Annotated in this window: 20 protein-coding genes and 1 tRNA gene; 6 read left to right on the forward strand and 15 right to left on the reverse strand. The window is 60.0% G+C overall.

Features of this window, described 5'->3' with window-relative positions:
* Positions 1–59 precede the first annotated feature (59 nt).
* The 4 genes from WCX72_RS03540 to WCX72_RS03555 form a co-directional block, all read right to left on the reverse strand.
* Positions 60–494 carry a thermonuclease family protein gene (locus WCX72_RS03540; RefSeq protein WP_345970911.1) on the reverse strand — a complete coding sequence of 145 codons (435 nt, stop codon included), beginning with the start codon at positions 492–494 and terminating at the stop codon, positions 60–62.
* Positions 495–536: 42 nt separating this feature from the next.
* Positions 537–613, reverse strand: a tRNA-Thr gene (locus WCX72_RS03545).
* A gap of 32 nt (positions 614–645) precedes the next feature.
* Positions 646–1,656, reverse strand: a complete 1,011-nt coding sequence (glk, locus tag WCX72_RS03550; protein WP_345970912.1) for a glucokinase — start codon at positions 1,654–1,656, stop codon at positions 646–648.
* Positions 1,653–4,811 carry a glycoside hydrolase family 15 protein gene (locus WCX72_RS03555; RefSeq protein WP_345970913.1) on the reverse strand — a complete coding sequence of 1,053 codons (3,159 nt, stop codon included), beginning with the start codon at positions 4,809–4,811 and terminating at the stop codon, positions 1,653–1,655. The genes glk and WCX72_RS03555 overlap by 4 nt, the downstream gene beginning before the upstream one ends.
* 197 nt (positions 4,812–5,008) lie before the next feature.
* On the opposite strand from WCX72_RS03555, the gene WCX72_RS03560 reads away from it, so the two are divergent.
* The 6 genes from WCX72_RS03560 to WCX72_RS03585 are packed head-to-tail and all read left to right on the forward strand — an operon-like array spanning position 5,009 to position 11,082.
* The gene (locus WCX72_RS03560) at positions 5,009–6,748 is read left to right on the forward strand and encodes a molybdopterin-dependent oxidoreductase (protein WP_345970914.1); all 1,740 of its coding nucleotides are present in this window, start codon (positions 5,009–5,011) and stop codon (positions 6,746–6,748) included.
* Positions 6,742–7,929: an aspartate aminotransferase family protein gene (locus tag WCX72_RS03565; RefSeq protein ID WP_345970915.1), complete on the forward strand. Its 1,188-nt coding sequence runs from the start codon at positions 6,742–6,744 to the stop codon at positions 7,927–7,929. The genes WCX72_RS03560 and WCX72_RS03565 overlap by 7 nt, the downstream gene beginning before the upstream one ends.
* On the forward strand, positions 7,886–9,181 hold the full coding sequence (locus tag WCX72_RS03570) for a TolC family protein (RefSeq protein WP_345970916.1): 1,296 nt from the start codon (positions 7,886–7,888) through the stop codon (positions 9,179–9,181). Before WCX72_RS03565 ends, WCX72_RS03570 begins: the two co-directional genes overlap by 44 nt.
* Positions 9,178–10,173, forward strand: coding sequence for an SAM-dependent methyltransferase (locus WCX72_RS03575; protein WP_345970918.1), 996 nt, complete (start codon positions 9,178–9,180; stop codon positions 10,171–10,173). The genes WCX72_RS03570 and WCX72_RS03575 overlap by 4 nt, the downstream gene beginning before the upstream one ends.
* On the forward strand, positions 10,173–10,373 hold the full coding sequence (gene thiS, locus WCX72_RS03580) for a sulfur carrier protein ThiS (protein ID WP_231020478.1): 201 nt from the start codon (positions 10,173–10,175) through the stop codon (positions 10,371–10,373). The genes WCX72_RS03575 and thiS overlap by 1 nt, the downstream gene beginning before the upstream one ends.
* A 34-nt stretch (positions 10,374–10,407) precedes the next feature.
* On the forward strand, positions 10,408–11,082 hold the full coding sequence (locus tag WCX72_RS03585; RefSeq protein ID WP_345970919.1) for a DUF4386 domain-containing protein: 675 nt from the start codon (positions 10,408–10,410) through the stop codon (positions 11,080–11,082).
* A 46-nt stretch (positions 11,083–11,128) separates the two neighbouring features.
* On the opposite strand, the gene WCX72_RS03590 is transcribed toward WCX72_RS03585, so the two are convergent.
* The 11 genes from WCX72_RS03590 to WCX72_RS03640 all read right to left on the reverse strand — a co-directional run bounded on the left by WCX72_RS03590 (position 11,129) and on the right by WCX72_RS03640 (position 21,358).
* The gene (locus tag WCX72_RS03590; protein WP_345970920.1) at positions 11,129–12,724 is read right to left on the reverse strand and encodes a hypothetical protein; all 1,596 of its coding nucleotides are present in this window, start codon (positions 12,722–12,724) and stop codon (positions 11,129–11,131) included.
* Between the two features lie 199 nt (positions 12,725–12,923).
* Positions 12,924–15,290 (reverse strand): AAA family ATPase, encoded by a 2,367-nt coding sequence (locus WCX72_RS03595; RefSeq protein ID WP_345970921.1) that lies wholly within the window; start codon positions 15,288–15,290, stop codon positions 12,924–12,926.
* Positions 15,291–15,297: 7 nt separating this feature from the next.
* A complete protein-coding gene (acpS, locus tag WCX72_RS03600; protein WP_345970922.1) occupies positions 15,298–15,657 on the reverse strand; it encodes a holo-ACP synthase in 360 nt (119 codons plus the stop codon).
* Positions 15,654–16,322 carry a carbonic anhydrase gene (locus WCX72_RS03605; RefSeq protein WP_345970923.1) on the reverse strand — a complete coding sequence of 223 codons (669 nt, stop codon included), beginning with the start codon at positions 16,320–16,322 and terminating at the stop codon, positions 15,654–15,656. Before WCX72_RS03605 ends, acpS begins: the two co-directional genes overlap by 4 nt.
* A gap of 9 nt (positions 16,323–16,331) precedes the next feature.
* A complete protein-coding gene (locus tag WCX72_RS03610; protein WP_231020484.1) occupies positions 16,332–16,607 on the reverse strand; it encodes a hypothetical protein in 276 nt (91 codons plus the stop codon).
* Between the two features lie 89 nt (positions 16,608–16,696).
* Positions 16,697–18,007, reverse strand: a complete 1,311-nt coding sequence (locus WCX72_RS03615; protein ID WP_345970924.1) for a hypothetical protein — start codon at positions 18,005–18,007, stop codon at positions 16,697–16,699.
* A 48-nt stretch (positions 18,008–18,055) separates the two neighbouring features.
* A complete protein-coding gene (locus WCX72_RS03620) occupies positions 18,056–18,517 on the reverse strand; it encodes a DsrE family protein (protein WP_345970925.1) in 462 nt (153 codons plus the stop codon).
* Between the two features lie 192 nt (positions 18,518–18,709).
* A complete protein-coding gene (locus tag WCX72_RS03625; RefSeq protein WP_345970926.1) occupies positions 18,710–19,636 on the reverse strand; it encodes a DUF302 domain-containing protein in 927 nt (308 codons plus the stop codon).
* A gap of 10 nt (positions 19,637–19,646) precedes the next feature.
* Positions 19,647–20,078, reverse strand: coding sequence for a DsrE family protein (locus WCX72_RS03630; protein WP_345970927.1), 432 nt, complete (start codon positions 20,076–20,078; stop codon positions 19,647–19,649).
* Between the two features lies 1 nt (position 20,079).
* The gene (locus WCX72_RS03635) at positions 20,080–20,457 is read right to left on the reverse strand and encodes a DUF255 domain-containing protein (RefSeq protein WP_345970928.1); all 378 of its coding nucleotides are present in this window, start codon (positions 20,455–20,457) and stop codon (positions 20,080–20,082) included.
* A complete protein-coding gene (locus WCX72_RS03640; protein WP_345970929.1) occupies positions 20,450–21,358 on the reverse strand; it encodes an MBL fold metallo-hydrolase in 909 nt (302 codons plus the stop codon). The genes WCX72_RS03635 and WCX72_RS03640 overlap by 8 nt, the downstream gene beginning before the upstream one ends.
* Positions 21,359–21,360: the final 2 nt, after the last annotated feature.

A 21,360-nucleotide genomic window follows, 5' to 3' on the forward strand; every position in this document is an offset into this window, starting at 1 on the left:
CCTTGCACTATTTGTGATAGCATTTTTTGTTTATATATATTTTACTGAGTTTTACTTAATTATTTACACCACGCTTTTGTCTTTGTCCCGCCGTCGTACCGTACCGCCAGACCGCTGTCCATCAGGCTCTGTCCGACGCTTTGCCCGTCCACATAAACATCCGCCACGATCCGGAAATACTTCCCGCGCTTCATATTCCGAAGCTCGATCGTTGTTGCGCCGCGGAGCATGGCGACCGTATGCTGTTTCGCCCGGTGCGCCAGACGCTTTTCCGCCGGGCACTTCCCCCGCATTTCCGGGGTGTCGATGCCATTGATCCGGATCCCGATGCGTTCGCCTATTAATGGGGGCCATGCGTTGACCGTCGCCCGGAAGGTGTCGCCGTCATAGACGCTGGTGACTTCGTCGACGATGACGGAACCGAAGTTTTTGTTATTGATCGAAGCGGCGTTCAGGGTGAAGCATAAGAGGAGAATAGTCAGGTGTGTTTTCAATAATATTCGTACTTTATATTCCAAGAGAATTGGGTTTGATGGTGGTGCTGATGGGGAGACTCGAACTCCCGGCCTCTTGATTACGAATCAAGTGCTCTAGCCGACTGAGCTACATCAGCATTCGGGGGGCGGCATTATACGATGCTATCGCTTATTCTGCAAGGGTAAGGAGATGGTCTGCGGCAAAATGGGCCGCGCCGCCGAGGGCCGTTTCTGGGTTGAGCGACACCCGAACGGGCATCGCCTCGAGCAGGGGGGCAAAACGCCCCTTCGCGCGGAAGGCGTCCATAAAGTGCTGCTGCAGAAAGGGGAGGATCTTCGGTGCGATCCCGCCGCCGATATAGACGCCTCCCGTGGCCATCGTTTTAAGCGCAAGGTTGCCCGCTTCGGCCCCGTAGATCGCTGCAAAGAGCGCGAGGGTTTCTCTGCAGAGCGCATCGCCGTGCAGCAGGGCCCCCTCGCTTATTTTCGCACTGCGGTCCTCCCCGGCTGGCAACTCCCGCATGAAGGCGGGTTCCGGCGCAACTTCCGTCTCTTTTAAAAAGTCGTAGAGGGTATGGACACCGGGACCGGAGAGCACGCGTTCGGTACTGACATGATCGGGGTGGAGGCCCCGGAGCCAGCTGAGCAGTTTTTGTTGCAGGTCGTCGGCGGGGGCAAAATCGCAGTGCCCGCCCTCCGAGCCGACCGGCCGGTAGTGCTGCCCGTCGGAGAAGAGCATCGCTTCGCCCAGGCCCGTTCCCGCGGCAATGACGGCGCGGTTGCCTACGGCGGCGCCGGCACCGTCGTTGAGATTGGTGAAATCGGCGTCGTCGAGGTAGAGCATCCCGTACGCGGTTGCCTCCAGGTCGTTGAGGAGCCTGACCCTCGGGGTATCAAGCTTTGCCTGCAGCGCCGCGGTGTCGATTTCCCAGGGGAGGTTCGTCGTTTTGCAGACGCCGCTGACGACGGGGCCGGCGATGCCGAAACAGGCGGCATCGATCCGGGCGATCGCGGATGTATCCAAAAAAGCATCGATCACCGAGGTGAAATCGTCATGATCGCCGCTGGCATACTGCCGTTTCGTTTCGATCTCGAGGCCGCCGTCACGGTAGCGGTAGAGGGCGAGATTCGTCTTGGTTCCGCCGATGTCGCCGGCAAGGATCAGGGGCGAGCGAGTCATTCGAATCCTTCGTGCAGAAGATGGCGGAAGGCTTCAACGAAAGCGCTTTCCGTGTCGCGGGGGGAGCGGTGGTAAAAAGCGTCCCACGCCTGTCCGCGCTGCTCATTGTAATGGGCGTCCCCGTGCTCCTTGGTCCAGGCGATGCGCACCGCGTGGCCGATAAGCACATCCAGAACGATATCGTTTTCGACCTTCAAGTCTGGGTTCTGCCGAAACAGCCAGGTGAGGCTCTCGATCGCCTCGAGGTTGAGCTGACGGTACTCCGGGGCTTGAATGCCCTGCAGCAGGGTGTCTATGCGCAGTTCGAAGCTGCGTTCGCCGGCGGTGGTATCGAGGGTCTGCTCGCTTCCGACGCGGTTGGCGATGTCGTATTTGTCCCCGATGACGATGCCGCTGCACTGCTGCAGCAGATACCAGACATCCTTGTAGAAACGTTCGGCATGGTGCCCGATCAGCCCGGCGTCATGACGCCACTGCATCCAGTTCTCCACCTGCGAGAGTTCCCTGATCCTAGCGACGGATTTGAGCTGGGAAAAGCCCGAGGCGCGGAGGTTTTCCATCTCGTTCATGCGGCGCCGTTCGGTGGCGAAGGTCTGCAGCACCTCCCGCAGGCGGTGCAGGATCTCGTGAGGGGAGAGGGTGAGCAGGGTTTCGTAGGCGTCGCCCATCGGCAGCTGCATTTCCCGGCTGATACGGCTGACGAGCAGCTGCACAAAGTACCAAGTGCGCAGGGTAATGAGCTGTTCGAAAAGCTCCGGCTCGATGCGGATGAGGTGACCCAGATGGAGAATGATCTCCTGGGTCAGGACGGTCTCTGCGGCGCTGTTGCCGCAGTAGGCGTAGATGGTCTCCACGATGGCCGTACTCTCCGCGGGGTGGCAGAAGGTCGCCTTTTCAAAGTAGGCGCGCCCGACGGCAAGGCGTTTCTGGCGAATGACGATATCGAGCAGGACGTCTTCGAGGCGCTCATCGTAGCGGTAAAGCAGGTCCGCCAGTCGGCGCACGGCCGCCCAGTCATGGTGGGCGGAGGCGCTTTCATACTGCTGCTGCGCGATCGTTTGGAGCGCCTGCTCCCCCCGAACGGTCGGCACTGCAAATGCTTCGCCGCGGCGGCGCCAGAGCTGCTGCAGCGCTTCGACGGCGCGGGGATCAGGGGTGAGCGGATGGAGGAGTGCCACAAGGGCATCGTCGTCGAGCTGCCCGATCTCCTGGCGTGCGGCATAGGAGAGGTGATAGTGCTCCTGTGCCGCGGCATCGTGCGGGCGGGTCTCCCCATCGGGGCGGAACTGCGGCGGTTCGGGCCGGAAGGCTTCGCGCTGCCCCATCTGTTCGCGGGATGCGGCGGTGAGGAGGGTATGAAGCGGACCGGATTGTACCGCCGTACCGCAGCAGCGGCCCGATTCGACGGCGCGCAGCAGCTCGAGGACGCTCTCCTGCGTTGCCGCTTCGAGCATGTCGTCGCGCACGAGCAGGAGCATGAGGGGCCGGCCGGTCTGATCCCAGTTCTCGGCCAGGAACTTCAGCGACGAGCGGATATGCTCGACGAGCAGACGGTTGTCGTAATGGAAGTAAAAGGCTTTGGGGTCGAAGTGGTAGGGGAGAAAGACGTAGGTCTCGTCGCCCACCTGGTAGAGTCGGGAGGTCGTGATGGTACGCGAGACCTGCTGCGGCCGGCCCGTGAGGTGCAGTTTCCGGTTGGCACCGACGCTGCTGAAGAGCCGCGAGAGTTCCGAGGCGTGCAGGACCTGGGCCGGTGCCGCTTCTTCAAGGGTTTCGCTACGGATACCGAGGGCGTGCAACCGATCCTTGATGGCTTGGCTTTCGGCGACAACGGCGACGAGGGGGGTGGTCGTCCGTATCGCGCCGACACGTTCGCGCCGCCGGAGCGGGTCGATGTCATCGGGGATGAGGAGGCCGTCGTCGAGCAGGGAAGCAAGCAGGTAGAGGCTCTGGGCCCAGACGAGGGGAACGTTCTCATTGGGACGGCGCTCCTGGGAACCGGGCGCGGCTTTTTCCGCTTCGATCGCCGCTTCGGGGACGATGTAGAGCTCGGGCAAAAGCCTTATCCCTTCCACCTCGACGAAGAGGGGCTCCAGTTTCGCTTTCCACTCCCCGGCGGCCTCCGCGTCCCCACGCAGCAGGGCATCGAGCATCAGGTAGGTAAAGAAGAGCGGCCATTCCGATTCGATGTGCTCGAACTGCCGCAGCTCCTCGGCCTCGTAATGGAGCCGGGAGGTATCTTCGAGGACGCTCTGGTGGCCGTCGAGCAGAAAGCGTTTGCACCCAAAGCGGCCGGCGAGCTTTTTGCGGATTTTCTGGGACGTTTTGTTCACCAGTTCCGCATCCTCGACGGCGTAGGCGGGGTAGCCGATGACGGAGAGCAGCGCCGCGTCGGTCTCCTTGGAGGTCGATTCGCGCGGCAGGAGGCCGTGCAGGGTGAAGCGCGAGCGCGCCACGTCGCTGGCAACGACGTGGATGACGCCTTCAAGGCCCCGCGCCGTGCCGTAAAGGTTGAACCCGTCGAGGGCCTCCAGGGCGGCCTTTGCCATCCCGACCGAGCTGCAGTTGATCTCCGGGTCGCCGTGGTTGATCTTGTTGCCCCGCTCCCAGATGCCGTAATCGGGGGTGGCATAGGTACGGCTGATGTAGTGGACGAGGTTCTGGACGAAGTCGACCTCGTCGTCGCTGTAGATGATCTGCAGGCCCGAGGCCGTCATCTGGGCGAGCATCAGCAGGAACAGCGAGGTGGCATCGAGCTGCAGGTGCCCCCATTCGTTGTCGCCGACGACCGCAAGGCCGCTCTGGGTGCCGTACTTGGCGTGCAGGGCATCGAGGGGGTTCTGGGTGCGTTTGAAGCGCTCGACACGGTCGGACTGGCGCATCATCGCGGTCAGCACACCGCGCATCAGTTTGACGACGCTGAGCGAGAGCGAAAGGGTGCGGGCGTTGGCGGGGTCGTGCCGCTTGTAGGCCAGGGAGAGGCCCCAGACGCAGAGGATGCTGTAGACGTTGTCGCGGACCCAGGCGTCGGTGTAGTCGCCGTGCGCATTGACGGCGGTACTGGCGGGCAGAAGTCCCGTCACGGCGTCCTGACGCTCGAGAATGATCTTCGAGACGGCGTCAAAGCGTTCTGAAAGGCGTGCTTCGAATGTCATGATGGCTGTCGTCCCGCAAGAGAATATTGTAAGAACGATGATAGCATATTCGCGTTTCCCGGGAGGGGGAAAGGGTGGCGTTTTTTTGAGCAGACGCGTGCAGTCGGATCTGCCCGCCAGCAAGGCGCCGACGCAGGGAGGCTAGAGCTTTGCATAAGCCAAAAAGGGATAGAATTGTCCGAAAAAACGGGAGCCCCATGCAGAAGAAAACCGCCTGTCCCCTGGACTGTTACGATGCCTGCAGCGTCATCGTCGACGCGGGCAAACTCAAAGGGGATAAAGTCCATCCGTACACCCACGGCTATCTCTGTCCCCATCTGAACCACTTCAAGAAACAGGAGCGCATTGCCAAGCCGAGGCTGAGGGGCGAAGTCGTGTCGATGGAGACGGCGCTGGCGCATCTGGAGACGTTGGTACGCGACGCCCGCGAGGGTAACGGGATTCTGCATTACCGCAGTTCCGGGAACTTCGGCCTGATGCAGGGAGTGACGGACCACTTCTTCGCTTCCGTGGGCGCGGCACTGACAAAGGGCTCGCTCTGCGACGGGGCGGGAGAGGCAGGTGTCGTCGAAGGGCGCGGCGCAAACCTTGTCCTGCCGCCCGAACAGATCGCCGAGGCCGATGTCGTCATGGTCTGGGGGCGGAACGTCCCCGTGACCAACTCCCACCTGCTTCCCTTCCTCAAGGGCAAGGAGCTCATCGTCGTCGATCCCGTCCGGACGGCGTTCGCCGAGAGCGCGGATATCCATATCCAGTTGAAGCCCGGCGGGGATCTCTATTTCGCAATGCTGCTGGCCCGCTTTATCGTGATCGAGGGGATGTACGATGCCGAGTACCTGGCCGAACACGGCAAGGCGTTCGAGGAGTACTACGAGCTGACTCAGACGGTGCGGATCAAAGCCGCCTTGGATGGCATCGGGCTGGGGCTCGGCGATATCGGCCGTGTCCTGGAACGGCTGAAGGGCAAAAAGGTCGCCATCCTGGTGGGCACCGGCGTGCAGAAGTACCGCCACGGCGACGAAGTGCTGCGCGCCATCGATGCCATCGGTGCGCTGCTGGGGCTCTTCGGGAAACCGGGCTGCGGCGTCAGTTTCCTGGGCAGTTCGTCCAGCGGCATCCCTTCGCCTTTCGCGGCGGCCCGCCGGTTCGAGCCCAAAGCCGCGGCGGCCTTTTCCGATTACGATCTCGTCTTTATCCAGGGGGCCAACCCGGTGGCACAGATGCCGGATACGGGGCGGGTGACGGACAGCTTCTCCAAGGCGGGGCACGTCGTCTATTTCGGCCTTTATGAGAACGAGACTTCGGCGATGGCCGAACTGGTCATCCCGGCCAAGACCTTCCTGGAAAAACGCGACGTGCGCACCGCCTACGGCCATAACGCAATGCTGGAGATGCCCGAGTGCGAAACAGCGGAGACGGGCATCAGCGAGTACGCGCTCTGCGCAGCGCTCTGCACGGCATTCGACGTACCCATCGAGAGCGAAGCACACTATCTGGAACATTTCCTCGCCTGCGGGGAAGCGACGGATGGTAAAACCCTCGTGAAGGGGCGTGAAGCGCTCCCGTACTCCAAGGGGTTCGAGACCGATGACGGGCAGTTTTTATTCCTCGAGGAGTATGATTTCGATTTCGATATGGAGGAGGATTATTTCCTCATCTCCCCGAAGAGTCCCCGAAGCCTCAACTCCCAGTTCGACCGGGAGTCGCGGGTGTTCATGCACCCGGAGTGCGGTTTCGAGGAGGGGGTGTCGGTGCGGCTTGTGTCGGAGCAGGGGAGCCTGGAGCTGCCGCTGGCCTATGACGACCGGCTGCTGGCCGACTGCGTCCTGGTCTATGCGGGGACGCCGGGGGTGAATAATCTCACCACATCCCTGCGCAGTTTCGCAGGAGAAAACGCCTGTTATCAGGCAAACAAAATCAAGGTGGAAGCATGTTAGATATGATCAAGTCCATGGACGAACAGTTTGTCCTGCCGACCTACGCGCGGCAGGATATCGCTTTCGTCAGTGGCGAAAATGCATGGTTAAAGGATACGGAGGGCAAGGAGTATATCGACTTTACCTCCGGTATCGGCGTCGTCAGCGTCGGCCACGGGAACCCGGTGGTCACCAAGGCGATCTGCGAGCAGGTGGGGCGCATTACCCACATTTCGAACCTCTACCGCATCGAACCGCAGGCGGAGTGTGCACGCCGCATCGTCGAGCGCAGCGGCTACGACATGAAGTGCTTCTTCGGCAACAGCGGGGCCGAGGCGAACGAGGGGGCGATCAAGATTGCTCGCAAATACGGGGAGGTCGACGGGCAGGTGAAGCGTTACAAGATCATCACCCTCGAACACTCCTTCCACGGCCGCACCATCACCGCGCTCAAGGCGACGGGGCAGGAGGCGATGCACAACTATTTCGGTCCCTTCCCCGACGGCTTCGTCTATGCCAAGTCCATCGACGAGATCGAGGGGCTCATTGACGACCATACGGTCGCGGTCATGATCGAACTGGTTCAGGGCGAAGGCGGGGTGCAGCCGCTCGATCGCGAAAAGGTCCAGGCACTGGCGGCGATGCTCAAGGCAAAAGACGTGTTGCTGATGGTCGACGAAGTTCAGACGGGGATCTATCGTACGGGCGAGTTCCTCGCCTCGAACCTCTACGGCATCGAACCGGACGTCATCACCCTGGCCAAAGGGGTAGGCGGCGGGGTCCCCATCGGGGTCGTCATGACGGCGAAGAAGGATATTTTCGCCCCCGGCGACCACGGGTCGACCTTCGGGGGGAACTACCTCTCCACCGCGGCGGCCAATGCCGTTCTGGACGTGCTCGAAGCGTACAAGGAGAGCGGGAAGCTCGACGAAGCCTTCCTCTATTTTGAAACGGAGCTCAAAAAGCTCTTCGAAGAGTATCGCGGCCTCTTTACCGATGCGGTCGGTTTCGGCATGATGCGCGGCCTGCGGGCGAAGGATGCCGACACCCTGGCCCGCGTGATCGCCAAGGCACGCGAAGAGGGGGTACTGGTCCTCAAAGCGGGGCGGAATACGCTGCGGTTCCTGCCGCCGCTTACTATCAGCCGGGAGGAAATGGATGAGGGGTTTACACGCCTTCGCCGCGCTCTGGCTGCTCTCTAGCGGTCTTTGCGCCGTCGAGCAGAACGCGACGGTCCTGTTCGGTACGCAGCAGCGCTCCGGGGCCGACCGTCAGAGCGTCTCCCTCGAAGCCTACCTCTCAGAACTCAAACGCAAAGCCTTCGGGTACGACTATGCCAAGACCGAAGAGGAGAGCGCGAAGCTGCGCGACAGCTGGATCCAGCCGGCACTGATCAACTACACCCTCACCCGCCAGAACCCCTATAATGAGCGGGGGGCGCCGGAGACCCAGCAGGAGAGTGCTTCGATCGCCATCGACCAGCCCATCTTCCGCAGCGGCGGGATCTACTACGGTATCAAGTATGCCCAGGCGTCGCGCGACGTCGGCATGCTGACCATCGCCCAGCAGGAGCGCACGCTGATCAAGCAGGCGGTCGACCTGCTGATGCAGATCAAGCAGTCCGAACTGGGCATCGCCAAGCAGAAGCTGCAGGTGGACAATACCGAGATCAACCTGCTGCAAAAGCGCGAACAGTATATGAGCGGGCAGCTGGACTCGGGTTTCCTGAACAATGCCATCATCGAGCGCAACCTTGCCAAGCAGGCGCTGCTGGACCTACAGACGGCCCAGGCGAAGCTGGTCAGCGCTTTCGAGAGCATCAGCGACCTCGATTACCGTGAAGCTAAGATTCCTTTTCTCGCATCGGTGGACGAGGCGCGCTTTATGGACGGAACGATCGACCTTGCCCTGGCGCGGCAGCAGCGGGCGCAAGAGGGGTACAACAAAGCGGTCACCCTTGCATCGTACCTGCCGAGTATCAGCCTGCAGGGGAGTTACAACTGGCAGAAGCGGGAGTCGATCATCTACATCAACGGATCGTACGTTCAGTCCAACCCCTCCGAAACGTCTTACTACAGCTACGGCCTCAAGGCCTCCATGCCGATCGACGTCAACAGCATCAACGATTACGAGGCTTCACGGCTCGCTTACCTCAAGTCAAAAGTCACCATCGACGACACCAAACGTGCGCTGCGGTCCCTCTACGAGCAGGTTGTCGAGAACCTCAGGAACATCGACGCGAAGATTGCACTCTCCCGGGAGAACGAAGCGCTTTACGCGACGCTGCTGCACGATACGCAAGAGCAGTACGGGGTCGGGTTGAAGACACAGTACGATGTCGATCTGCTGGCCAATTCCCGGCAGATCGAGAAGCTCAGCCAGCGCAGTTACGAAATCGACCGCCAGCGCGAGCTGCTGAACCTGTATGAAAAGCTGAGCGATCCCGAATCATGAGATTCAGCGAGTACATGACGGAGTGGCTCTATGCCGAAGACGGCTACTACGCGACCTACCGTCCCATCGGGAAACAGGGGGATTTCTACACGGCCGTCAGCGCGTCGAAGTTTTTCGGCGGCACCATCGCCAAGCACCTGATCGACGTGATCGACGAAGGGTTCCTCAGTCCGAACGCGACCGTCTGCGAGATCGGGGCGCACCACGGCTACCTGCTCGCGGACATTGTGGAATTCATCTACACCCTGCGCCCCGAACTGCTGAAGAGCCTCTCCTTTGCCATCGTCGAGCGGTTTGAACATCTGCGGGAGCAGCAGCGGCGCTATTTCGCCGACGCTTTCGGCGACGCCGTCACGCTGCGGCAATATTCGGCACTGGACCAGATGCGCGTTGAAGAGGCGTTCTTCGTGGCCAACGAGATCTTCGACGCCTTCCCCTGCGAACTCTATTACAAGGGCAAGACGGGGCGGGTCGAAAACCACGAGGTCATCTTCGATCTCGATGACGCCTGGGTCAAAGCGAAGGCAGAGCAGTTCCACAAGGACCGGGGAGAAATCGCCGTCGGGTACGAGGATTTCGCGCGGGAGATGGCCGCGGCGGCAGGACAAAGCGAATTTATCACCTTCGACTACGGGGAGATGCAGGCGCGGCCGGACGTCTCATTGCGGGTCTACAAAGAGCACGAGGTGTTCCCCTTTTTCGATGAGGGGCTTGAGCGTGCGGAAGCCTTCAAAAAAAGCGATATCACCTACGACGTGACCTTCGCCCACGTCAAGGAGGCGTTCGAAGCCGCCGGGATGCCGATGGCGGAGTACGCGACGCAGATGAAAGCTTTGGTGGAGATGGGCATCCTGGAACTGATGGAGATCTTAAGAGCGAATGCAGACGAAAAAGTCTATAAACAGGAACTTGAAAAGGTCAAGACGCTGATCATGCCGCAGTTCCTTGGGGAACGTTTTAAAATGATTCGATTCAGAAAGGAGAGAGCGTAATGGAAATCATCATCAACGGAGAGACGCGTACTGTCAAGGAAGATACCCGTCTTGGCGCGCTGCTTGACGAGATGGGCCTTCGGGAAAAAGTCATGGCCGCGGCCATCAATATGGAGATCGTCAAACAGGAGCTTTGGGATACGCACGAGCTGCACAATAACGACCGTCTCGAACTGCTTGACTTCGTCGGCGGAGGCTGAAGCCGCCAGCTGACGAGGCACTGAGGAGCTGCCGATGGAAAACGGAAACGCCCTGAACCGGTACGCACGGCTTGCGGGGATGGCCTGGCTTGTCGTCATCCTCACCGGTATTACCGCGGAGTTTTTCCTGCGGATGCCGCTGATCGTGGCGGGAGACGCGGCGGCCACGGCGTCGAATATCCTGGGGGCGGAGGGAGCGTTCCGCCTCAGCATCGTCGCTGACATTATCATGCTCCTGTTTGATATGACGGCCGCCGTGGCACTCTACCTTCTTTTTCGCCCGCTCAATCAGTTGCTGGCCCTGCTGGCGACCGCTTTTCGGCTTGTGATGGGCGCCGTGCTGGCGGCCAATCTCACGGCACTGACTTCCCTCCTTTCCGTTTTGCACGGGACGGACTCCGCGGCATCTTCCATCGTTCAGCAACTGCTTGATGCCCATGCAAGCGGCTACGCGATCGGACTCGTCTTTTTCGGTCTGCACTGTTTCATCCTCGGTGCCTTGATTCTCAAATCCCGTTACCTTCCCCGGCTGCTGGGGATAATGCTGATGATCGCGTCTCTGGGCTATCTCATCGACAGTTTCGCCCACCTGCTGCTCCCGCAGGGGTCGGCGCTTTTGGCAATGACGGCACAGACGCTGATTGCACTGGCCTTGTTGGCGGAAGTGTCGCTCTCTTTATGGCTGCTGGTAAAAGGGGTGAGGGCATAACGCGGGGAAAGCAGGCGGCGGATGCAGGCATCCGCGCCTCTCATATTTACGGTTGTGCCGGTTCGACACACGCTTCGTCACAGAGGGGGCAGTTTGATGTCGCGGTCGCCCTGACCTCGGTGCCGTTAAGCGGCTCGGTACCGATCGCTACGACGGTGTTGCTGTGCGAGTTGTTGATCGCGCATTCGGAGACCGTCGCTGTCGGGTGGTAGGTGCTGCTGAAGCTTTCGCACTGGGTCCGGCCCTGCGGGTCGTCTGCCGGGTAGAGGGCATCGTAATCGAACATCTCACCGGACTTGTCGTCGGTGACGTGAATGTTGGTGAGGAGGGTGCCGTTTTGTTCGTTACAGACCCTGCCTTCGTAATCGACGCGGACGACGACTTGGCCCCCGAGCGTTTCGAGTTTCTGTTTACAGGTTTTCGTGATGGAGATCGCCGGGTTGAGCGTGACCTTCTGACAGGTCGACTGCGCCGTTTCCGGTGCCATAGAGTACTCGCCGATATAACCGGTCGCGGTGATCGTATTGGTCGGCGGGTTGAGGTAGGAGTTGACCGTATAGCTGTAGCTTCTTGATTCGCCCGTCGCCAGGTCCGTCATGTCGCTGAGGGTCGGATCGTCGCTGGGGTCGTCCGGGCTCCCCGCATCGTCTTTAAACTCGATACGGTCGATCGTACCGAAGCCTTCGTTGGTGACCGTATACTTGAAGGTATGGTTGATCGTGATGTAGTCGGAACGTTCGAGTTCGGAGGAGAGACACTCTTTGGAGATACTCAGTTTACAGGTATCGAGATTGCCGCTGACGAAATCCTTGAGCTGGGCGTTGACGCGGTGGGATGAACGCGTCTCCATCAAAAAGGAGCTGAAGCAGGGGACTGCATTTTCAAAGATCCAGCTGAGATTGATCCCCCCTTCGAAGAAGCTGTTTTCGGGATAGGTGTGTTCGGGCATGCCGTCGACGAGGGATTTGGGGGTGTAAGTGTCCCAGGCTTGCGTCGGACTGCCGTTGGAGGTGGCGAAGTAGTAGTTGTCTCCCCCGCCCTGGCCCTCGAAGATGAGCTTCAGGTTGTCTTTTTGCGTGGTATCCCACTCGTAGAGTTTGACGTGCGCCTGCGCACCGCCCTGCACGAACTCGGCAAGCATCAGCACGTCGCCGTTTTTATGGGTGCCCGAAAAGGTGCCGTCAGGTTTCGGGGCGACACGGTCCTGGAAAAACCACACACCCATCTCTGCCGAACCGTCGGTGGAGTAGCGGTCGCCCATCAGGTAGACGATCAGTTCGCCGTTGGCATTGTAGGCCGCGGCGGCCGAGTGGAGGATCTCATCCTTGTCCGGGACCGAACCGTCCGTCCAGCGCCACTGGTTGACATTGCGCACGTCCTTCGAGCCGCCGCCGGTGAAGATGCTCATGCCGAGCCCGTCTGCAATGATGCCGCTGTCGCTGAAGGCGCTGTCGAGTCCGTTGGCGATATCCTGCCAGTCGTCTCCGGGGACGGCCGCTTCACTGATGATATTCCCGTCGAGTTCAAATTGACCCGTCGCATGGGGCTTTTCCCACGCGAATGCATTGGCAGCGGCGCCAAGCAGCAGTGTTGCGGCGAGGAGGTTTCTCCACTTCCGCCCATTCAATGTGATCTGTTTCATTTTCGGAACCTTTTCACTTGAGGGGCAGGGACAGCGTAGGATAACGATGTGTTTCCCCTGAGCCTATTGGCTTCTAAAGCCAAACCGTTTCATTTCTTCCATAACTAAATATTATTCCTGAAGAGCTTAAGAACCGATAAGCACAAAATTGAACTTGTGAAAGAGAGCTACCATGACGGGTGCGCGAAAGCGCTTTTTTTCAGGCGGAGGGAGGGATCTTGAGGAGGGATTTTAGTTCGCTCCCCTCGATGAATTCGACGGCTATAAGGCGCTGGGCGACGGTCTCGATCAGCGCCCAGTGCGTATCGATGACCTCTTTGGCCCTGGCAGTGCCCTCTGCGATCCAGACGGCGATGCGCGATTGCAGTTGAGTGTCAAAGAGGGTGTTACTGACATTTTGTTGCAGCATCTCGATACTGATGTTCTGCAGCTCGCTGTCCATACCGTACTGGGCGACGGCGCTGTAGGCGTAGAGGGTTGCCTGCTGCAGGTCGTTATAGGCACCCGTTTCGATCCCTTCCCCCTCGCCGTACTGTTTGATGGTCGCCAGGCGCCCCGCCAGCGAGACGGCGATGTTGGCACGCAGTTCATCCGCGCTCATGTTCGCCTGAAGCTGCTCCTGGGTATAGGAGACGAGCCCGAGGGTCTCGCTGCGGGGAATGACGGTGACCTGTTCGATCTCGACCTCGGGCAGGAGCACCATGGAAGTGACGGCATGGGCCGCTTCGTGGTAGGCGCTGCGCCGCAGGTCCTCTTCGAAGTTCTTGAGGCGTTTCTTCTCAAGACGGCTGCCGTATTTGATGGTGTTGATCTGGTCGATAATAATCTGTTCGTCCAGTGTGGCTTTGTTCTGCTTGATCGCCTCCAGCGCGCAGGCTTTGGCGATGCGGCCGAGCTCGTAGCCGTTCATGCCGCTCATATAGCGGGTAATGCGTTCGATATCGATCTTTTCATGGGGTTTTTCAAGGAGCTGTTTGGCGAAAAAGAGTCGGGCTTCCCTGTCGAGTTCCGGCACCTCCACAAACTGGTCGATACGGCCCGGATGCATCAGCGCCGCGGGCACCTCCTCTTTGTGCTGTGCCGTCATCACGGTGAAGACGAAGTTTTCCGGCGAGTCCGGACTCCCGTCGATCGCCGCGTCCAGCGCCTCGGTCGGAATCGGCGTGTAGTTGCCTTCGATGATCCCCTTGACGTCGACGTTGTCGAGGATGACCAGGAGCGGGGCGGCCTGACGGGCCCGCTGGAATGCCGCCTCGATCAGCTCTTCGTTGAACAGGTCGCTACCGCGCAGGTAGAGGTAGGGGAGTCCGGCTTCCTTGGCAAAGGCTTTGACGAGCAGGGTCTTGCCGACCCCTTCGGGGCCGTAAAGCAGCAGCCCCTTGGGGAGGGTGATCCCGAAGGTTTTCAACCCCCGGTCGTTATGCAGCAGCGCCACGAGGGAAGCGAGCTGCTGTTTGACGCGGTTCTGTCCGGCGATGGCGTCGAAACCGGTGCGGCCCACCGGGTGGATGGTCAGGCGGTCGCTCTGCGTGCTCAGGGGGGTGATCTCCTGGGAGTGCTCTTCGATGTCGCGCAGGCGAAGTTCCGTGCACTCTTTGCCGACGTGGCGTTCCCAGTTCAGGCTGAAACGGCGGTCGTATTTGCCGAAGGCTTTCAGGTCCGATTCGTCGGCAAAGGTGCTGCGCAGCCAGTTGCGCGCATCTTTGGAGACGTCAAGAACGATGCGGCCCGTTTCGGGCATGTCCGCAGCGGCGAGATCGAAGAGGTAGGCCGGGAGACGGTGCGCTACCCGTGTCGTATTGAGGTAGGGGGAGAAGGAGAGCAGCAGTGCGAGGGCAAGCTCGGAAGGGTGCCGCACTTCGAGGGGAACGGGCCGGAAAGTGTTCCAGCGCGCGGCTGCGGTTTGCAGGATCTGTTCGGTGATGGCCCGAAGCGTCTGCAGGTCGTGGGGGTAGAGGAGAATAAGATCCGTTTCGCTCATGACGTTGAGCAGTTCCGGGTCGAAAAGGGCACGGAGGATGCCGCTCTCATCGGGCATCCCCGTGGTGGCCAGCCCCTCGTAGAGATGGGCCTGTTCCAGCAGCGGCTGGTCGTAATAGCGGTCGAGGAACTGCTTGTCGACCCATTCGGGGGATTTGATCTTGAAAAGAAGTACGAAGAGCGTACGGCCGTACCGTTCCGACGCCCCCGGCGCCCCGTCGGTAATGATGGCGGCGACGGCGCGCTGAATCGCATGATCGGCTTCGTCAATATCCTCGAAGACGATCGCCCCCTCCGGATGCTCGGTGACCCAGCGCGTGAGAATGCCCTTCGTTCCCAGCAGCCGTTCGGCATCGTCGGCGAAGGCGAATTCCCCCATGTGCAGGTGCAGTCGCTCGCGTCCCAGATGGACGAGCGTCTGCAGCATCATCAGCTTTTTCCCGGAAGCGGGAGGCCCGGCGATCACGAGGAGGTCGGCGACGCCCCCGAAATGGGGGCACTGCCCGAACCGCCCCAGCCACTGTTCCAGCAGTGCTGCCGCTCTTTCCTGCCCCTTGGAGGCCAGATCGGTTATTGTCGTATCCATTCGAATATTATAGGGAGTTTTTGCCTTCAAGTGCAACGACGGCGATGGCGAAGCCGCCGTCGTGGGTGATGGAGAGGGAGACGTCGGTAATGCCGAAACGTTCACGGACCGTGTCGGAGAGGGCGAGCTGGGGGGCGCCGCGATCGGTTTTGGTGATAACGATGTCGTGGAAACCGCACTCGCCGCCGATGCCGCACCCCAGCGCCTTGGCGCAGGCCTCCTTGGCGGCCCAGAACCCTGCGGCGGTATGGGGCCTGCCTACGAGGGCGATCTCATCGGGGGAGAGAAAGCGCTGCAGCGCCCGTTCGCCGTGACGCGCGATCATCCCTTCGATGCGCTCGATTTTGACAAGGTCGATGCCGATCATAGCTGCTCGTAGTCGTCGATCTGATGCTGTTTGCCGAGGTCGCTCAGCGGCACAAAGCTTTTTATCTCGGGGTCGTAGTAGCGGATGTGCCCTGTTTCGATATCGTAGTACCAGCCGTGGATAAAGAGCTTCTCCTCTTTGACCATTTTGTTGACATAGGGATAGGTGAGGAGGTTCTCGATCTGGGAGAGGATGGAAAGCTGCTCGGTGAGGCGAAGCAGCGCTTCGCGGTCCCCGTCCATTCCCAGGGTGGCGACCGCGTTCTCTTTTGCCTTCATCCCCAGGGAGAGCCATTTGCGCGTATGGATCAGCCCGGGGTCGCTGATCTCTTCGTAAAGCGCCTGGCAGGCGCCGCAATGGGTGTGGCCGCAGATGATGATCTCGGAGACCTTGAGGACGCTGACGGCATATTCGATTGCCGTGGCGGTGGCATGGAAATCTTCGTCGGGCTTGTAGACGGGAACAAAATTGCCGACGTTGCGCATGACAAAGAGGTCACCGGGTTTGCTCTGGATCATCAGGTCGGGGATGACGCGGGAGTCGGAGCAGCCGATAAAGAGGGCTTTCGGACTCTGCCCCTCCTTGGCGAGGCGGAGGAGTTCCGCTTCATGCTCTTTGAAATAGACCTGTTGAAAGAGTTCGTTCCCTTCGGCGTATGTCTGCATGGGAGATGATTAGAGTTGACAGCGCTCGATGTTGAGCATCTTCATCAGTTTCTCGAAGATGGCGCCTGCTTCACGGTCGTAGTCGTCGTGATACTCCACTACGATCAGCTTGCGCCCGCCGGCGCTTTCGGTCAGGTAGACGCTGCGGTCGAGCTTATGCTCTTCGTGGATCTGCGCCAGGGCGGCATTGATCTCTTTATACTGCTCTTCCGTATCGTAAGCCAGTGTGATTTTGGTGTAGCGCTCTTCGCCTTTGTAGTCCGCATCAATGCATGGTGCTGCCATAGGAATCCTCTGCCGTTTATCTTTGGGTTGATTATACTGAAACTCTTTTGAAGGAAGCAAATCGCGGGGGCGTTTCGCGGCCGGGGCATTCAACGTGCTTCGATTCTGACCTCCAGGTGGGCAGCGGCGGTGTCGGCGAGGATTTTCTCCAGATCGGGTCGACGGTCCGGGGAGGAGGGGAGGGCCGTCAGCTGCCCCATCAGCAGGCTGAAAAGCTGCACGGTACTCTGGCCGCTGCGGTTTGTGACGTTGATCTCCAGGGTGTCGGCCCGACCGCGCAACAGGGCGGAGAAGGCCGATTCCGCCTCGGTGATCCAGCGCGTCAGGGTGGGACTGTAGGCGAACTTATTGCGTTTGCGTTCGAAGGCGCGGTGCAGCAGGGTGTCGTACTGGCCGATATAGGCGGCGAAGCGTTTGTCTTTTTCGAGCAGGGAGCGGTAGGCCCGGCCGTCGGCGCTGCTCTGTGCATGCAGAGCATGGAAGAGAAGATCGGGGTAACCGGAATGCGGCGGCTTCCGTGCCGGGGTAAAGAGGGCCGAGGCGTTGCGGAGCGTGACGTGCAGCGTCAGGGTGTCGTGGTTCCCGTTCGCGTTGTCGTTGCGGGAGGTGAAACGGGTGTCGATGGTGTCGTTCCCCTCATACACGGTCGTGAGCGCCAGGCGGCCGGAAAACGGTGAGGCGAACTGCTCGGCGTAGAGGGCATGCAGCCTTTTGCCCACATAATCGGCTCTGACGGTGTCGTTGGTGTCGAACCAGGCTTCGAACAGGTAGGGGGCCGCGGCGTCGCTGCTCTCCGTCGCGTTCGTCTCGAGGGTGGCCCCGGCGTAGTCGAGCGAGACAATGCCGAGGACGCGTTCGGCGAAGGCGGCCCCCTTTGCCGTACGCTTCATCCTGTTGGCGAAATGGAGGGTGTCGATGTGCAGATGGGCCTGGGGATCATACTGGTCATAGTCGAAATCCGTGACGTCAAGCTGTTCGAGATTGCCGACAAGGGCCCGTTCCAGCGCATCTTTTCGGGGGGTCGACGGCGGGGCGAAATAGGGTTTTTCGGCGGCAAGGTGCTGTTGCTGCAGACGTTCTAACTCTTCCACCTCCTTCATTGCGGCGTCAAAGGCCTCTTTTTGCAGCAGCACCCCCAGCGCCTTGTTGAACGATGCGGTTGCCGCTTTGAAGGCGGTGACGGCGGTGCGGTTGGCATCGCGCTCCTCTATTCGTTGGCGCTGCGCCTTGCAGACAAACTGCGTGCGCTCAGCGCGGCATGCCGGGGTGAGCCTGCCCTCGGAGCGGTAGGTAAGGTAGCGGGTGAGATTCACCGCGGGATCGTCTACTGCTTTGGGGACTGGAACGGCGAAGAGCAGCGCTGCAGGCAGAAGCAGTGCCGGGAGAAGATAGGGGGTCATGGCGCTTCCTTGAACTCCTATTGTACTTCAAGAAAGCCAATAAGCCGTTCAGTCGGCGACAGGGAGGTAGGCGTATCCTTCGTTTTGTTTTTCGATCAGGCCGACGCCGGCGTTGAGCACGGTTTCGATGCCGGGGTAAATATCCTTGGCGTCGATTTTTTTCTTGGTCATCCCCGCCTGGCACATCAGAAACGTCACGTCATAGGTATCGGCGAGGGCGGCGATGCGCTTGGCGAGTTCCGGGGCGGCTTTGAGCAGTTTCGGGTCCTTGGCAAAGTCGAAGTGTGCCGGATCTTTGAGAAAGAACTTGTAGGCGTTGCCGTGGATGACGACGGCGACGTCGAGCTCTTTGAGCTGGTTCTCAAAATAGGTCTTGTGGGCGACGATCCCTTTGAGAATCTTCTGTTCAAAGGTGTGCATGTCGCCGGTGGTCAGGTCGATGACGACTTTGGGGTTCTCCGCGCCAAAGAGCGAGAGGACGGTCAGCAGGATGAGAAAGAGTTTTTTCATGCAGTCTCCTTGGTGAAGTGCATCATACCGGGGGAAAGTAAAAACTATGTAAAAAGGGGCGTTTAATGTCCGGTCCCCGAGGCTGCCTGCGGTTTGGGACGGAACAAACGTAGGAGTAGAAGAATGAATCAAACCAGTTCGGCAGGGAGGGGAGCCGAATCTGCAGGCAGCCTCGGGGACCGGACGGAGAGGTTACTCCGTCAGATCGCCCAGCAGCGTTTCAAAATCGTTCTGTGCTTTCATCAGTTCGGCCTTGGCCTCGTTATCCTGGACGCGCGCGCTGCTCATCCAGTTGTAGACGCCGGGGAAACCGATAACGATCTTGTCTTCCCCTTTTTTCTTGTACATCATCATCGTACAGGGCGCGAAGGCCGAAGCCTGCGGGCGCGTCTTGGCGACGTTGTAGATCACCTTCAGCTTGCAGATGGAGTAGGTGTCGTAGAAATCGAAGGGGTTGTCGATGCTCTCATCCTCCCCGACGACCATTTCGAAATCGAGGGTGTTGGAGAGGACGAACCCTTTGGGACTGAGACCGCCCTGGATTCCCATGGCGAGTTCCTCTTTAACGTCATCGTACTCATCCTCTTCGACTTCGAGGCTGTAGGTCGAAACCAGCGGTCCCGACGCCGGGAGCGGGTTCTCGTTCTCGATCGTGACGGAGGCCTTCGGCATTGCTGATTCCAGCGCTTTCAGCGCCGCCGCCTCGATCTTTTTCAGGATCGGGTCGACGCTTTTGAGACCGATGATCTTGGCCATCGCTTCGGCCGTCAGGACGGAGACGTGCAGCTGCTTCTCGCCTTTGTGCTGGTAGATCCCGAAGCCCATCGGCACGAAAATGCCGGCATCGGGATACTTGACGACGAGCGTGCGGGAGAGATCCGTATGGTAGGCCGTCAGCAGGTAAAAGACGTCGAAGTCGCTCTGCTGGAACTGGATGTTGAACGGTTTGTTCATCTCCGTATTGGCGGCGATGGTGAAGCCGTTGGCAGCAAGTGAACGTTCGATCACCTGCGGCAGATCGCTCTTGGGGTCGTTATCGACGCTGAAAATCCGCAGGTCGCCCTGGGCATGCAGTGCGATCACGGTCGAAAAGAGTAAAAACAGTATGTGTTTCATCATGGTGTAATCCTTACGGTTTGATATAGACCCAGCCATCTTTGACTCGTTCGATCATCTCGACGATGCCGGCGGTGACGACTTCGACGTCGTCGATGAGCTGGTCTTCGGTAATATTTTTGGTGCGCATCGTGTTGCCGCAGGCGACAAAGGTGACGTCGTACAGCATCAGCGTGCGCACCCGTTCCGCAATTTTCGGGTCGTTCTTGAGCAGGGTGCGGATCCCTCCCGAATAGGCGACGATCTCCATCTGGACCTTTTCGGGGCCGTAGAACTTCAGCACGTTGTTGGCGGAGCTGAGGACATGGTTGATCGCCTCGTCGCTGCCCTCGGTCACCGAGAAAACGACTTGGCGTGGGTTGTCAAGGGCCGGTTTGGGATCGGCGAACTCCGTATCGGCGTTCAGCCAGAGGCCCCAGGCCAGCAAAATGATCAGAAAACGCATGTTACTCCTTTGTGCACGCCGAAGCGGTCAGTGCGGTGAAATCCTCCCGGTTCCAGGAGCCCGGGACGGTTTTGATGATGCTGCCATCGGGCTGAAGGATGACGAAAGTAGGGGTCATCGGGACCCTCGCTTTGAAGGGAACGTCCCGCTTCGAGAGGTTGATCTTGACCGGGACGAAGCACCCTTCGACCCAGCGGCTCATGGCCCCATCGTTGAACACGGCCTGCTCCATGTCGTGGCAGTAGTGGCAGTCGTCGCGCACGAGGGCGGCCAGGATGTTCCTGCCGCTCTCGTGCGCTTCGGCCTTGCCCTGTTCCCAGCTGCGCCAGTCGACGGCGTCGGCGAGCAGCGGCAGCAGCAGCCACAGCAGCTTATTCATCGTCCCACTCCAGCATCCGGTAGGCCACCTCGACGTTTTGCGCATGCATCGTGTCATAGAGCGCGACACTGCGGAAAGCGTCGAGGCGGATCGTTTTGGTGGCCTCGGCGATGCCGATGCCCTCGTCGATGGCATCACGCACGCGGTCGCGCAGCTGCGTCAGGTAATCATAGGTCATTTGCAGTGCGTCGCCGTCGGTGCGCTCGCCGTGGCCGCCGATGATGTGTTTCAGCGGCATTGCCCGTATCATCTCCAGCGCGGCGATCCACCCGTGGAGGTCGCCGTCGCGCAGGGAGGGGATGCGGTCGTTGAAGACCAGGTCTCCGGCAAACAGCGTCTGCCGGGAAGGGAGGTAGACCAGGAGGTCTTCCGCGGTGTGGGCGCGGCGGGTGAGGCGGATGATCCGGATCTCTTCGCCGTCGATGCGCAGGGTTTCATTGGTGTCGACGTAGCGGGTCGGCAGCGCGATTTCCGTGCCTTCATAGGCTTCGGGGCTGATGCGCTGCTGCATCCGCGTCTTTGCCGTGAGGCTGACCGCCTTGTTGAAGAGGCGGGGACCGATCACCTCGGCGCCCCGGGCTTCGAAAAAGCCGTTGCCCAGCCAGTGGTCGTCGTGCACATGGGTGTCGATGACCGGACCGTTCTTCTGCGCCTTGATGCACTGCATGACTGCAGCGGCCTCTTTGGCATAGGCGTAGGTCGGGCCGCTGTCAATGACGAGCCAGCGGTGGCCGGTATCGATGTAGCAGCTGTTGACCATGTTGCCGTTGTTGACGGTGTTCATCACCTCCGGCTTTCCGAAAAAACAGTAGATGCCCCGGGCGACACTGACCGGTTCGAGATGGTACTCGAACGCCAGTGCCGATGTGATGCTAAGCCACACAGTCCAGAGCATTTTCATCT

Source organism: Thiomicrolovo immobilis (genome assembly GCF_039645955.1).
GTDB lineage: Bacteria > Campylobacterota > Campylobacteria > Campylobacterales > Sulfurimonadaceae > Thiomicrolovo > Thiomicrolovo diazotrophicus.